At 57.2% G+C, this 14,053-nt stretch carries 10 protein-coding genes; 7 read left to right on the forward strand and 3 right to left on the reverse strand.

Going from position 1 to position 14,053, the window contains the following annotated elements:
- Positions 1-174: 174 nt before the first annotated feature.
- Genes DW724_RS03680 through DW724_RS03690 form a run of 3 tightly spaced genes read left to right on the forward strand, consistent with a single transcriptional unit; the run spans position 175 to position 3,016 of the window.
- The gene (locus DW724_RS03680; protein WP_118284560.1) at positions 175-942 is read left to right on the forward strand and encodes a dihydroorotate dehydrogenase electron transfer subunit; all 768 of its coding nucleotides are present in this window, start codon (positions 175-177) and stop codon (positions 940-942) included.
- Complete coding sequence (locus DW724_RS03685) at positions 942-1,853, forward strand: dihydroorotate dehydrogenase (RefSeq protein WP_110435524.1); 912 nt, start codon at positions 942-944, stop codon at positions 1,851-1,853. Before DW724_RS03680 ends, DW724_RS03685 begins: the two co-directional genes overlap by 1 nt.
- Positions 1,853-3,016, forward strand: coding sequence for a bifunctional histidine phosphatase family protein/GNAT family N-acetyltransferase (locus DW724_RS03690; protein WP_118760717.1), 1,164 nt, complete (start codon positions 1,853-1,855; stop codon positions 3,014-3,016). Before DW724_RS03685 ends, DW724_RS03690 begins: the two co-directional genes overlap by 1 nt.
- Before the next feature lie 114 nt (positions 3,017-3,130).
- Here the strand turns inward: DW724_RS03690 and glgB are convergent, their stop codons facing one another.
- Complete coding sequence (gene glgB, locus DW724_RS03695) at positions 3,131-4,885, reverse strand: 1,4-alpha-glucan branching protein GlgB (RefSeq protein ID WP_118760718.1); 1,755 nt, start codon at positions 4,883-4,885, stop codon at positions 3,131-3,133.
- 957 nt (positions 4,886-5,842) lie between these two features.
- Between glgB and DW724_RS03700 the strand changes: the two genes are divergently transcribed.
- Positions 5,843-6,397 (forward strand): RNA polymerase sigma factor, encoded by a 555-nt coding sequence (locus tag DW724_RS03700; protein WP_110435521.1) that lies wholly within the window; start codon positions 5,843-5,845, stop codon positions 6,395-6,397.
- Complete coding sequence (locus DW724_RS03705; protein ID WP_118760719.1) at positions 6,390-7,157, forward strand: hypothetical protein; 768 nt, start codon at positions 6,390-6,392, stop codon at positions 7,155-7,157. Before DW724_RS03700 ends, DW724_RS03705 begins: the two co-directional genes overlap by 8 nt.
- Before the next feature lie 76 nt (positions 7,158-7,233).
- On the opposite strand, the gene DW724_RS03710 is transcribed toward DW724_RS03705, so the two are convergent.
- Together DW724_RS03710 and DW724_RS03715 are read right to left on the reverse strand one after the other, a co-directional pair.
- Positions 7,234-8,883: a DAK2 domain-containing protein gene (locus tag DW724_RS03710; protein WP_118760720.1), complete on the reverse strand. Its 1,650-nt coding sequence runs from the start codon at positions 8,881-8,883 to the stop codon at positions 7,234-7,236.
- A 310-nt stretch (positions 8,884-9,193) separates the two neighbouring features.
- Entirely contained in the window at positions 9,194-9,544 is a 351-nt protein-coding gene (locus DW724_RS03715; RefSeq protein WP_118360094.1) for an Asp23/Gls24 family envelope stress response protein, read from the reverse strand.
- A 297-nt stretch (positions 9,545-9,841) separates the two neighbouring features.
- Between DW724_RS03715 and lexA the strand changes: the two genes are divergently transcribed.
- Positions 9,842-10,432, forward strand: a complete 591-nt coding sequence (gene lexA / locus DW724_RS03720; RefSeq protein ID WP_118760721.1) for a transcriptional repressor LexA — start codon at positions 9,842-9,844, stop codon at positions 10,430-10,432.
- A gap of 1,068 nt (positions 10,433-11,500) precedes the next feature.
- Positions 11,501-13,558: an ATP-dependent DNA helicase RecG gene (gene recG / locus DW724_RS03725; RefSeq protein WP_256372139.1), complete on the forward strand. Its 2,058-nt coding sequence runs from the start codon at positions 11,501-11,503 to the stop codon at positions 13,556-13,558.
- Positions 13,559-14,053 lie beyond the last annotated feature (495 nt).

A 14,053-nucleotide genomic window follows, 5' to 3' on the forward strand; every position in this document is an offset into this window, starting at 1 on the left:
ACGCCTACATCTAAGCAGCAACGAAAGTTGCTGCTTTTTCTTTTGCATAAAATGCAGGAGAATCTTTTCTTTTTCCCGATTTTCCTGTACAATAGAACTATCGAAAAATTTTTCGCCTGCTGTCGAAAAATCCACTGTTTCGTCGGCAGACCGATCAACGGAGGGAGAAATGTTATGTCGATTCAGGAAAACTGCCGTGTTGTAGAAAATACACGGCTGGGCGAGGGTCTGTATCTGATGGTGCTGGACGCACCGGAAATTGTTAAACTGACGCAGTGCGGTCAGTTCGTCCACATTGCATGCGGCGAGGGCCATCTGCTGCGCCGCCCGATCTCGATTTGCACCTGGCAGGGCAGCCATCTGCGCATTGTTTTTCAGGTGAAGGGCGATGGCACGAAGTGGCTGAGCGAACGCAAGGTTGGCGATGTGCTCGACGTGCTTGGACCGCTTGGACACGGCTTTGACGTGCAGGCGCTGGGGGATCGTCCGATCTTTATCGGCGGCGGCATTGGCGTACCGCCGATGCTTGGCTGTGTTCGCACGGCAGCAGAAAAGGGTGCACAGCCTGCCGCAATCCTCGGTTTCCGCAACAAGGGTGCGGTGATCCTTGAGGGCGACTTCCGCGATGAATGTGAGACCTTTGTCACCACCGACGATGGCACCTACGCGCGTCACGGCTTTGTCACCGATGTGCTGAAGGAGCAGGTGGCAGGTGCGACCGGCGTTGCCGCCTGCGGTCCGAAGCCTATGCTGAAGGCGATTGCGGCGATTGCAAAGGAAGCCGGCGTGCCCTGTCAGGTTTCGATGGAGGAGCGCATGGGCTGCGGCATCGGTGCCTGTCTGGTGTGTGCGTGCGCGCTCAAGTCGGAAAATGGCGAAACCCGTTACGGTCATGTCTGCAAGGACGGTCCGGTGTTCAATGCTGAGGAGGTCGAGTGGTAATGGCAGATTTAAGAGTGAACTTTTGCGGCGTTGAGCTGAAAAACCCGATCACGACCGCATCCGGCACCTTTGGCTTCGGGCATGAGTACGGCGAATTTTTTGACCTGTCCCAGCTTGGTGGAATCGGCGTTAAGGGTCTGACACCGACCGAGCGTCTCGGCAATCCGGCGCCGCGCATCGCGGAGACCCCGCAGGGTATTCTCAACTGTGTCGGTCTGCAGAACCCGGGCATTGATCGTTTCATCGAGGAGCAGATTCCGTTCCTGCGCCGGTACGACACCAAAATTATCGCCAACGTCTCCGGCAACACGGTCGAGGAGTACGAGGGCATGGTCGAGAAGATTTCGGATGCGGATGTTGACCTCATCGAGATGAACATCTCCTGTCCGAACGTAAAATGCGGCGGCATGGCCTTCGGCACCCAGCCGAAGATGGTCGAGGAGGTCGTTTCGGCAGCCAAGGCCAAGGCGAAGAAGCCGTTGATCGTCAAGCTGTCCCCGAATGTCACCGATATTGCGGAGATTGCACGCGCGGCGGAGTCCGCAGGTGCGGACGCGCTTTCGCTCATCAATACACTGCTCGGTATGCGCATTGACATCGAAAAGCGCAAGCCGATCCTGTCCAACGTAATGGGCGGTTTGTCCGGTCCGGCGGTGTTCCCGGTTGCGGTTCGCATGGTATATCAGGTGCGTAAGGCGGTTTCCGTGCCGATTCTCGGCATGGGCGGCATCCGAACCGGACGTGATATTGTCGAAATGATGCTTGCGGGCGCAGACGCGGTTGCCATGGGTACGGTGATGTTCAACGACCCGACCGCTCCGGTCAAGGCGCTTGCCGAGCTGAACGAGTGGCTGGATGCACACGGCGTGAAGTCTGTCACCGAGCTGTCCGGTGCGGTTGAGGTAGGCTGATGAGAACCACGGTCTACATCATCCGTCACGCTGAGGCAGAGGGCAATGTATACCGCCGGTGTCATGGCCAGTACAACGCGCTGCTGACCACGCGGGCGTACAAGCAGCTGCCGTATCTGGCAAAGCGGTTTGAGAACGTGCCGCTTGCGGCGGTTTACTCGTCCGACCTGTTCCGCGCACGCGTAACGGCACAGGCTGTGGCAGAGCCGCATCATCTCTCGGTGGAGACCCGACCGGTGCTGCGCGAGATTGATATGGGAGACTGGGAGGACATTCCGTGGGCCGAGCTGCCGCACACATGGCCTGAGCAGTACGCGCTGTGGTGTGCCCGTCCGTGGGAAGCAGCGCCGCCGCACGGCGAGACGGTCATGCAGGCCGGTCAGCGCATGCTGGACGGCGTGCGCGCGATTGTGCGCGAAAATGAGGGCAAAGAGGTCGCAGTAGTGACGCACGGCAGTGCGATTCGCGGCATGCTGACGATTGCACACGGCTTTGCACCCGAACAGATGGGAGAAATCGGCTGGGGTGACAACACCTGTGTTGCCAAGCTGGAATTTGACGAAAACGGCAATATCGACGTGGTTTACGAGAATGATGCCTCGCATTTGCCGCAGGAATACTCCACGTTTGCGTCCATTGGATGGACGAATACCAAGGGTATTCCGGCGTCTCCGCAGATCTGGTTCCGCCGCGTTGACCCAAAGAATCCACAGGATGTGGATAAAATCGTGGGATTCATGCGCGAACTGCACAAGAATGCCTACGGTACGGATGCAAACCTCGATCCGGATGCGCTCATCCGCGATGTAGAGCGGGCACAGAAGGTTTCGCCGCGGGCGTGCACCTTCGGCTGTTTGGAAAGCGGGGAAGAAGCCGCACTCGTTTACCTGAAAACCTGGTGGGAGGAGCAGCCGGAGATTGGTCTGGTCGGCGGCTTCTGCATTGCCGGTGACTACCGCGGCTGCGGTCTGAGTGGACAGATTCTCGGTCAGGCCATCAGCGTGTACCGTGCGCTCGGCAAGCGCGAGCTGTGTGCTCGTGTTGCCGAGAAAAACATGCGTGCACAAGGTTTTTATCATAAATTCGGTTTTCTGCAGCGCGGCGAGTACCGCGATGAGAACGGACTGCATTATCAGATGGTAAAGCCGATTTCGGTCGAATAAATAGGAAAAGCGCTCTGTTTTTGGCAGAGCGCTTTTTGATTCGCAATGAGAAATTAGCAGTTGGTAATTGTATACGGCAGCGGAAAAGAAATCCTTTTCGGCTGCTTTTCGATTTTACAGCTTGAGCAGAACCGCACTGTATCGCGGCAGCGCAACCGTACACAGACTATCCTTGCGGGAGACGGCAAGCGTCTCTCCGGTGCCGCCGAACTCCGCGGCATTGCTGTCAAGCAGAATCGTAAACTTCGGCAGGGAAGCGGTGAATTCCTGTTCGCTGTCCGCAAAATTGCACAGGGCGAGCAGCGTTTCTCCATTTGCACGGCGCTCCATGCCGAATACGCAGGGCGCATCCGCATGATTTTCCGCCCACCGGAAATTATCCGGCGCATAATCTGCGTGCAGCGCGGGATTCTCCACATAAGTTTTGCACAGACTGTGGAAAAAACGGTGGAACGGACGCTCGGCCAGTGCCCAGTCCAGCGTACCGGCTTCGCTCCATTCGTACAGCTGACCCAGCTCGTTACCCATGAAATTCAGCTTTTTACCCGGATGTGTGAACATATACAGATACATCACACGCGCCTGCGCATACTTGTCGCATTCGTCCGCGCCCCACATTTTCTGCACGATTGCCGCCTTGCCGTGCACAACCTCGTCGTGCGAGAGCGGCAGCAGATAGTGTTCGTTGGAAAAATAATGCATCGACCAGAGCAGTTTGCCATGATCGCGCGGACGCAGATCCGGCTGGGTCTGACAGAACTCGAGCGTGTCGTGCATCCAGCCGAGATCCCACTTGTAGTCGAAGCCCAAGCCGCCCTCGTCCACCGGACGGGTGACACCGGGATAGGCAGTTGAGTCCTCAGCGATGAGCAGGGCCGAGGGATGGCGGGCTTTCAGACCGCGGTTCATATTTTTAAGGAAGTCGAGCGTGTCGCCGTTGATGCCGCGCGCGGGATCGCCCTGCCAGTAGATCAGGCGCGAGACCGCATCCATGCGCAGACCGTCAAAATGAAACTCAGTGAGCCAGTAATCGGCTGCAGACTGCAGAAAACAGCGTACTTCCCGTCTGGAATGAATGAAATTGTAGCTGCCCCATTCACTTTCGCCGACCGCGCTGTGCGGGTACTCGTACAGGTGCGTGCCGTCGTATTTCGCCAGACCGTAGGAGTCTACGGCAAAGTGTACCGGTACAAAATCCATGATCGCACCGATACCGGCATGATGCAGCTTGTCAATCAGCAGTTTCAGCTGTGCCGGCGTGCCGTAGCGCGAGGTCGGAGCAAAAAATCCGGTGTTCTGGTAGCCCCAGGAGCCGTCAAACGGGTGCTCGGACAGCGGCAGAAACTCCACATGCGTGTAGCCGTTTTCCTGCAGATAGGGAATCAGTCGGCGGGCGATTTCATCGTAGGTGTACCAGCCGTTTGCGTCATCCGGATTGCGCATCCACGAGCCGAGGTGCATCTCGTAGATGCTCAGCGGTGCGTCCGGCGAAGCCGTGCGGTCAGCCATCCACGCCTCGTCTGTGAAGCGGTACTCGTCAAGGTCGGTGATAATCGAGCAGCAGGCAGGCCGCAGCTCCATGGCAAAGCCGTAGGGATCGCAGTGCTCGGTGACAGAGCCGTCCGGGCCGTAGATGCGGTATTTGTAAAACTGGCCTGCGCGGGCGTCCGGCACAGAGACCGACCAGAAGCCGCTGCGGCCGTCCTGTACCAGATCGGTTTCGGTCCAACCGTTGCACGCGCCGGTCAGCGTAATGCGGCTGGCATTGGGTGCAAAGGTACGGAAAACGACAGCGTTTTGCTCTATGTGAGCGCCAAACCAGCGGTAGGCGTCGAAAATTTCTCCTGTGAAGAATTGGTGCTGATTCATGGAAGCACTTCCTTTCTTTTTCCCTTAACGGGGGGATGGTCGCTTGTGAAGCGAGCGGAATCTTGCCTACGCGGCAGGCGCACAAGAGGGTAGACACCAAGGTTTCCACCCTCTTGTGAATCACCCCTTTCCTGAGAGGGCACGGTGGTTGTTCAGAACTGAGACTATAGAGGAACGGCAGAGGATTTTTTCTACCGCAGGACGTGCTTTGCGCGTCCATGTATCCGCATATTCACAGTGTCGGATAGATTACTGCTACACATGCGGTTAAATCTACGCTGGGTGCGGCACAAGGTGAATTGTCCGTAGGGCAAGAGAAGGTCCCCTGGGGGATAACAGTGCCGCACAATTCGTTAGCGTGTTATGATAGACAGGGCCTACGAAGATAAATTGTAGCGAATACCTAAATCCGCAGGTGCCTTCCGTTACAACGTGCCAAAGGGTTGCGCGACACGGGTATGTCGCGCCTGCGGAGACGGAACCGCCTGTGTAGCAGCAGAGTATCTGGCACTGCGTATAGGCAGGGGAAGGGGAGCACACTGTGCTCCCTACGGAAGAAAAAATCCTCTGCCGTTCCCCTTTTCGGAGCGGTCTCGTCTCTCCGATTTTCGCCGTGCCCTCTAAGGGAAAGAGGAAGATTCACAAGAAGGAGAAAACCGCAGGTTGTCTCCTTCTTGTGCCCTCGCCGGGCAGGCGAGTTAGGTTCGCTTCGCAAGCGACCACACGATACAGCGGCACAATCCAGATTTTATAAATTAAGTATAGAATACATACACGTTAAACGCAACCGTCAAAACTGTACAAAGTGTCCGTTAAATAAAAATGAACCGGCCTGCCGCTTCGCGGCTCTTATACTCGGGTGCGTCGAAGGACGCGGATTTCACTGAAAATAAAATGAACCGAGTCCAAACTGGCTGCTCTTATATACAGACGCACCCAGGGAAAGGATAGAAAGTTATGAACGATAAAGAGCTTGTCAGCCGCATGCAGCACGGCGATATGCAGGCGTTCGATGAGCTGTACGAGCGCTACAAGGACGATGCATACCGCCTTGCGTGCCTGATCACCGGCAGCAGGACGGACGGCGAGGATCTGGCGCAGGAGGCCTTTGTCACCTGTGCGCAGTCCATCAAATCGCTGCGGGACGGCAGCAAATTCCGGCCGTGGCTGCTCAAAACGCTGTCCCGCGCGGCGTGGAAGTATTGCCGCAAAGCCAAACGGGAAACGCCGGTATCCGAATTTTTCGATGCAGGTGAGAGCGAAAGCGCACTGTCCGCCGTGCTGCGGACGGATGAGCAGCGTCGTCTGTACGCCGCTCTCGATACGCTGGACGAAAAACGCCGCGTGACCGTGGTGCTGTATTACTTCGATGATCGCTCGGTGCGCGAGATCGCGCAGGCGACCGGCGTGACCGAGGGAACGGTGAAATCCCGCCTTTTTTCCGCTCGCCGCCATCTGCGGCAGGCGCTGACCGAAGAACGGAAGCCGAAGGAGGCTGCAAATCATGGATGAAATCAAAATGGAACGCGAAATCAAGGAAATGCTGCATCAGTGTGCAGATGAGCTGCATGCACCGGATTCGATGCAGACGCGCGTCAAATTCGCGCTGAACAATGCACCGGCACGCAAGCGTCATCTGTGGAGCAAACGCTTTGTGGCGGTTGCCGCAGTCGCTGCTATCGCAGTGACCGGCGCATTCGCCGCCGGCGGCATGGGCGGCATTTTCAGTAAGGGCTGGTCTGACCAGCGGCTGGATCTGTCGAGCACGCAGGCGCATCTGACTGATGCCGGTGTAGTGCTCACGCTGCCGGACAAGATTGGCGAGTATACGTTCAGCTACGGCTCTGATGTGGATACCATCGCACGGAATGGTGTGGGTGAAACGGAGAAAATCGCCGAGGTGGACGCGACCTACACGAAGGATGGCGCGGAGCTGAATCTGTCCGCACATAAGAGCTACACCGTGTTCACCGAGGACGAGATGGAGAATCCGGTTCCGGCAACGACTGCCGAGGTAAACGGCGTTACGCTGACCTATCGCGATGCACACTACCGCTTCGTACCGGACGACTACGAGAAGTCTGACGAGGAAAAGCAGCAGGAGAAGAACGGCGAACTCGTTATCAGCTATTATGGCTCGGACGAGGTGGAGGATAAGATGTTCCAGTCCGTGCTCTGGGAGCAGGACGGCGCAACGTACCTCATCAGCGGCTATGATACCGGTCTGGACGCACAGACCATGTTCGATATGGCAGCTGAGCTTGTAAAGTAAATCGCAGCAGACGAAATTACACGAAAAAAGCATCGGAAACGCAGTTTCCGATGCTTTTTTATGCTTAGGGGATGGTTTACTCCACCGAAATGATGTAGTAGTAAACCGGCTGACCGCCGTTGATGACGTTGATCTCCATCTCCTTGTTTTCTTTGTGCAGCAGGTTCTCGACCTCGGCGGCCTGTTCTTCGGTAACGCCCTCGCCGAAGATAACGGTTGCAAACGCGCTGTCGTCGGAGACCATCTCGCGAGCCAGCTTTTTGAGGACCGAGGTTTCCTTGCCGTTAGCGCACAGCTTTCCCTCGCACAGCGACAGATACTCGCCCTGCTTGATCTTCTTGCCGTCAAACTCGCTGTCGCGGGCCGCATACGTCACCTGACCGCTGCGGACGTGCTTTGCCGCGTCCAGCATGGCAAGCGCCAGCTCGCTGTCCTGCTCAGCTTCCGGATCGACTGCCAGCATGGCCGAAATGCCCTGCGGGATGGTTTTGGTCGGCACGACGATCACCTTTTTCTCCTCGGAGAGATGAACCGCCTGCTCGGCAGCCATAATGATGTTCTTGTTGTTCGGCAGCACGAAAACGATCTCTGCCGGAACGGCATCGACAGCATGCAGAATATCGTCGGTGGACGGGTTCATGGTCTGTCCGCCCTGTACGACAACGTCCGCGCCGAGGTCGGTAAACAGGGTTTGGAGACCCTCACCGGCAGCAACGGCTACAAAGCCAAACTTCTTCTCTGCCGGAACGATCACGCGCTCCTTGGGCGCGTCTGCCGTGCCCTCGATTACCTTGGCGGTGTGCTGCTCGCGCATGTTTTCGATCTTAACGGTCAGCAGCGGACCGAATTTCAGACCCTCCTCGAGCGCCTTGTTCGGCTGGTCGGTGTGAACGTGTACCTTGACGATATCATCATCCTCGACAACAACCAGCGAATCGCCGATCTCGTTCAGGATAGAGCGCAGACGAGCAACATTGCGCGCCTTGTCCTTGCGGGATGCGATGAACTCGGTGCAGTAGGTGAAGGTGATGTCCTCGTCGTTGATCGCAGCGAAGTCTGCGGTGGACTTGGTCGGCTCTGCCGCAACAGCACGTTCCTTGTGGATGCCGCGCAGCGCGTCCAGCATGCCCTCGAAGATGGTGATAAAGCCGAAGCCGCCGGCGTCAACCACGCCTGCCTTTTCAAGCACCGGATTCTGGTGAACGGTCTCCTCGAGTGCGGTGTGGCCCTGCTCGATGATCGCTGCCAGAACCTGCTCTGCAGTGAGCGTCGGCTCGGCCTGACACAGCTCGACCGCGTGCTGTGCCGCAACGCGCGATACGGTCAGGATGGTGCCCTCAGCGGGCTTCATAACCGCCTTGTAGGCGGTGTCTACGCCCTCGCGCAGCGCAAGCGCGAGTGTGCGGCCGTCAGCCTCCTCGGTCTCGCGCAGCTTTTTCGCCATGCCGCGGAACAGCAGCGACAGGATAACGCCCGAGTTGCCGCGCGCGCCGCGCAGCAGCGCGGAAGCGGTCGCATCCGCCGCTTTGGCGAGGGTCGGCTCAGCGAGCTTTTCCATCTCAGCCATCGCGGAACCCATCGTCATGGACATATTCGTGCCGGTATCGCCGTCCGGCACTGGGAATACGTTCAGTTCGTTTGCCTGTTCCTTCTTTTCGGCAATGGCGAGTGCGCCCTCGATCACCATGGACCGGTACAGCGCACCGTTGATTTTCTGATCTGCCATTTAATTTAATCTCTCCCTAAAAAAAGTAACCGCGCAGTTGCGCGTAATAAGATTTCGGTTTGCTTGCAAACCGTAACCGCATGGCAGGATTTCCTTCGGGCAATCCGAGCCATTGGCCCCGTCCGCAGACGTCCGCGGTTACGCCGCGGCATGCAATCAGCGGCGTATTTCGCCGCAACAAAACCCGCGACATGTGCGTGGGTTTTGTTACCCCGACTCAGCCGTCCTGGACGGCGACGTTCGGGTATCGGAAGTCAGTTTCTCCGGAACTGACTTCCGTATATAGGGGACTTGCGAAGTCCCCTATAGGTCAGTCCGCCTTAATACTCTCTACATAGATATCGACGTTCTTCACGTCCACACCGGTCAGACGCTCAACGTTGTAGCGTACCTCGCCGATGATAGAGCGGCAGACGGTGGCAATATTCACACCGTGCTCGACTGCAATGTGCAGGTCGATGTTGACACCGCCGTCCACAGCCTCGGTGACCTTTACGCCGCGCGACTGGTTTTCCAGTCCGAGCAGGTGCGCCAGTCCGTCCGACATGGAGCGGATGGTCATGCCTTTGACACCGAAGCAGGAGGATGCTGCGTAACCGGCAATGCCGGCCAGCACCTCGTTGGTAATGTCGATATATCCGAGATCGGTCTTGATGGTCATATAAAAACCTCCCTGCGAGTTAGGGGTGCAGAATGCGGGTCCCCTTGCAATAATCAATACTTTTGCTGCTTATATGATATAACAAAATCATGTAAAATACAAGCAATGCGGTGATGAAACTGCGTTATTTTTCAACACGGCGGCAGAAAATGGATAAATTGAAGGATAGTGTTGAATAACGCGGAAAATTCGTGCAGATTAATGCAAACAAATGTTTGCTTATTGCAGCGGATTGCGGTATAATAAGGATAAAATTACGAACGTATGTTCCGACGGAAACAGCGAGGAGTGCCGAAAATGAAGAAGATTTCCGCCAAACAACAGCAGATACTGGAGTATATAAGCAGTTATTCCCTCGAACACGGCTATCCGCCTTCGGTGCGCGAGATTGGTGCAGAGATGGGACTGCGGTCGCCGTCCACCGTGCATGCGCACCTGAAAAAGCTGCAGGAGGCCGGTTATCTGGAGCCGAATGAGCATAAATCGCGTGCGCTGACGCCGGTCAGCGGCCCTTCCATGGTGCCGCGCGTGCCGATTCTGGGCCGCGTCACCGCCGGTATGCCGATCCTCGCGGTAGAGGAGCATATCGGCTATGTGCCGTTCGAGCCGGCAGCGGGCGGCGGCGAGTATTACGCGCTGCGTATTCGCGGCGATTCGATGATCGGCGTGGGAATTATGGATGATGATCTGGTCATTATCCGGCAGGATATACAGGCGCGCAACGGCGACATCGTGATCGCGCTGCTCGAGGATGAGGCTACCTGTAAGACGCTCAACATCACGCCGGACGGTGTATGGCTCATGCCGGAGAATCCGGCGTATCCGCCGATCAACGGCACCGGATGCCAGATTTTAGGTGTGGTCAAGGCGGTTTACCGCGAGTATTGAGAGTAGCTTTTTTCAGTCCGGCTGAGCGGGGGACGTGAACTGCCGCAGGCGTGTTCGCCCCTAACGGGCGGGAGGTTTTTCGCTTGAAATCAAGCGGGGGATTTCGCCGTCTGTGGACGGCGGGAACGTCGCCGCGCCCCGCGGCGTGGGCAAGAGGGTAGACACCTGCGGTTTCTACCCTCTTAACTCCCGTTTCCCTTTGTTTCTTAGTCTGGCGAAGATTGCCGACATGTGACCGCTGCGAAAAGGGGAACGGCAGAGGATTTTTTCTACCGTAGGGGAGCACAGTGTGCTCCCATGTCGAAACCTATACGCAGTGCCAGATACCGTTCTGCTACACATACGGGCTACTCTGCGCAGGGCGCGGCATGACAGTGCCGCGCAATTCGTGAGCGCGTTATGATAGATAGGGTCTGTGAAGATAAATTGTACCAAACGCTTAATTCGTAGGTGCCGTGCGTTACAACGCGCCAAAGAGTTGCGCAACACGGTCATGTTGCGCCTGCGGAAACTAACCCACATGTGTAGCAGAACGGTATCTGACCCTGCGAACAGGTTTCGAAAGACACGGAAGAAAAAATCCTCTGCCGTACCCCTGTTTCGAAGCGGTCACATGTCGGCAATCTGCGCCAGATTAGGAAGCAAGGGAAAGGTAGGAGTTCAAAGAGGAAGGGCACTCATTTAATCCGCGCACGGCGCGGGAACAATGTTTAGCAGCCTACGGGCAAACCGCAGGTGTCCCTTCCTTTTTGCCCACCGCCGTGGGTACGGCGTCGTCCCCGCGGCGGGCGCCGCGACGTTCCCGCCACCCGCAGGCGGCGCATCCCTTGCTGAGGTTCAGCGAAAACTCTCCGCCCCGTCAGGGCGAACATGCTTACGCAGTTCGTGCGCCCCGGCTTTCCGGTGCAGGAAAAAGCTGCCGCCTGTCAAGGGCGAACCGCCTGCGCAGTTCGTGCGCCCCGGTCAATCGGTGCAGAAAAAGGGTGCCGCCCGTCAAGGGCGAACCGCATGAGCGGTTCGTGCACCCCGTAAAGCGGGCGCCTTGCAAATCAAAATTCCCAAAGGAGAATCCCCATGCCATCGGTTGATGACAGCATCCAGTTCGTCAAGGGCATCGGCCCGAAAAAGGCGAAGCTGCTCGAAAAACTGCATATCCGCACGCTTCGTGACGCGCTCGAGACCTACCCGCGCGACTACGAGGATCGCACTCACATCACGCCGATTGCGGAAATCGACATGGAGGACAAGTATGCTGTGCGCGCTGTGGTCGGCACCGAACCCAGGGTCAACCGTATCCGCAAGGGCCTGACGTTGGTTAAGTGTACGATTTACGATGAAACCGGCACGCTGAACGTCACCTATTTCAACAATCCGTATGCTGCGGCGCAGCTCCGCGTGGGACAGGAGTATGTGTTCTACGGCAAGGTGCAAGGATTCGGGCGCGGCCGCACGATGGTTTCCCCGCAGTCGGAGAAGGTCGCACCGGACGCTGACCACCCGGGACGCATCGTGCCGGTCTATCCGCTGACGGCGGGGCTGACCCAGCGCGATCTTGAGCGTGTAACCGCTGCCGCGCTCGACACGCTGACCGGTGAATGGCCCGATCCGCTGCCCGAACTTTTGCGGGCGAAATACCGCCTGCCGGACGCAGTAGACGCACTTTCTGCAATTCACCGACCGAAAACCAAGGACGATGTGGCGCAGGCGCGCCGACGCATGGTATTCGAGGAGCTGTTTTTGCTCTGCTGCGGCCTGCAGCAGCTGAAGGAGCGTCGAAAGGCGGATTCCGGCATTGTTTTTACCTCGAATGGATTGGATTCGTTCTTTGAAGCCCTGCCGTTTACACCGACCGGCGCACAGCGGCGTGCGATTATGGAGATTGCGGCAGACTGCGCCTCCGGACGGCCGATGAACCGGCTGGTGCAGGGCGATGTCGGCTCGGGCAAGACAGTGGTAGCGGCCGGATTGTGTGCGCTGGCCGCGCAGAACGGCTGGCAGGCGGCTTTCATGGCGCCGACCGAAATCCTCGCCGCGCAGCACGCGGAGACGCTTGCACCCATGCTGGATAAGCTGGGCATCTCGTGCACGCTGCTCACCGGCTCGATGACTGCCGCGCAGAAACGTGCGGCACTGGCCGCCATCGAGACCGGTGCGGCGCAGGTGGTCGTGGGCACGCACGCGCTCATTCAGCAGGGTGTGCAGTTCCACCGGCTGGGTGCCGTTATCGCGGATGAGCAGCATCGGTTCGGTGTGGCGCAGCGTGCCGCGCTCTCTGCGAAAGGCGGCTCGCCGCATGTGCTCGTCATGTCGGCTACGCCGATTCCGCGCACGCTCGCACTCATCATGTACGGCGATCTGGATGTGTCCGTGCTGGATGAGATCCCGCCCGGAAGAAGTCCGGTCGAGACCTACGCCGTGGGCGAAAATATGCGCAAGCGTATTACTGCCTTCATCGACAAGCAGGTCGGTCTCGGTGGGCAGGCTTACGTCGTGTGTCCGCTCATCGAGGACAGCGAAAATGCAGAAACCAAGCTGAAAAGTGCGGAACAGCACGCAAAAGACCTGCAGAAGCTGCTTCCGCACCGGCGCGTGGCTGTACTGCACGGACGGATGAAAAACGCGGAAAAAGATCAGATTATGCGCGATTTTGCAGCGCAGAAATACGATATTCTGGTCGCAACGACGGTTATCGAGGTCGGTGTGGACGTGCCGAACGCCAATCTGATGGTGGTCGAGGACGCAGACCGGTTCGGTCTGTCGCAGCTGCATCAGCTGCGCGGACGTGTCGGCCGCGGTACACGGCAGTCGTACTGCGTGTTCTTCGGCGCGGACAAGGGACAGGTCGCGCGGGAGCGCCTGCGCATCCTGTGCAGGACCGGCGACGGCTTCGAGGTCGCACGCGCAGACCTCGCGCAGCGCGGTCCGGGTGACTTTTTCGGTCAGCGGCAGCACGGCCTGCCCGCACTGCATGTTGCGGATTTGGCGGCTGACCTTGCGCTCATGCAAAACGCCCGCGAGGAAGCGGAAGCGCTGCTGGCCGCCGACCCAACACTCGCCGGCTATCCCATCCTGCTCGACCGTGTGCAGCGCATGTTCGCCGAACAAAATGATGAAGCGTTCAACTAAATAAAAAACAGGAGAGAACCTCGGTTCAATGTCACTTAGATAAGCCCTAAAGATGCAAACAATCGAATAAGCGAGAACAGCGCACGGCAAAGCGAAAGCGAACTGTGCGCTACTTTACGAGCACGAAGGTATGAGAACAAAGCGTATAAAAAATCCGCTTAAAAGACTATTCAAAAGAAAAGAATTATGCTGCTCTGTAGATGAGGTTGACAGCAGATTTCTGTCGTGTCTTACGAGTATCTTTTCGACCCGGGCGAATAGGCGAAGTGAATCTCATAAGCAAAGATTCAAGCTCTGGTGGACGGACTCTGCCGAGGGAAAGTTGCAGACAAATATGTGCAGCATCAGAGAAATTGACCTTATAGGTGTATTTCTTTTTGCCGATTCAATGACGGTAGAACGGGTAATTGGTTGATAGAAATTGTATATCATCAGTTTTGCAAAGATTTATTGAAAGATGAAGTCCATCTTTTTTTGCGTGTAAGTAAAGTAAGG

Origin of the sequence: Butyricicoccus sp. AM27-36 (assembly GCF_003480945.1) — a bacterium.
In the GTDB taxonomy this organism is placed as follows: Bacteria; Bacillota; Clostridia; order Oscillospirales; family Butyricicoccaceae; genus Agathobaculum; species Agathobaculum butyriciproducens.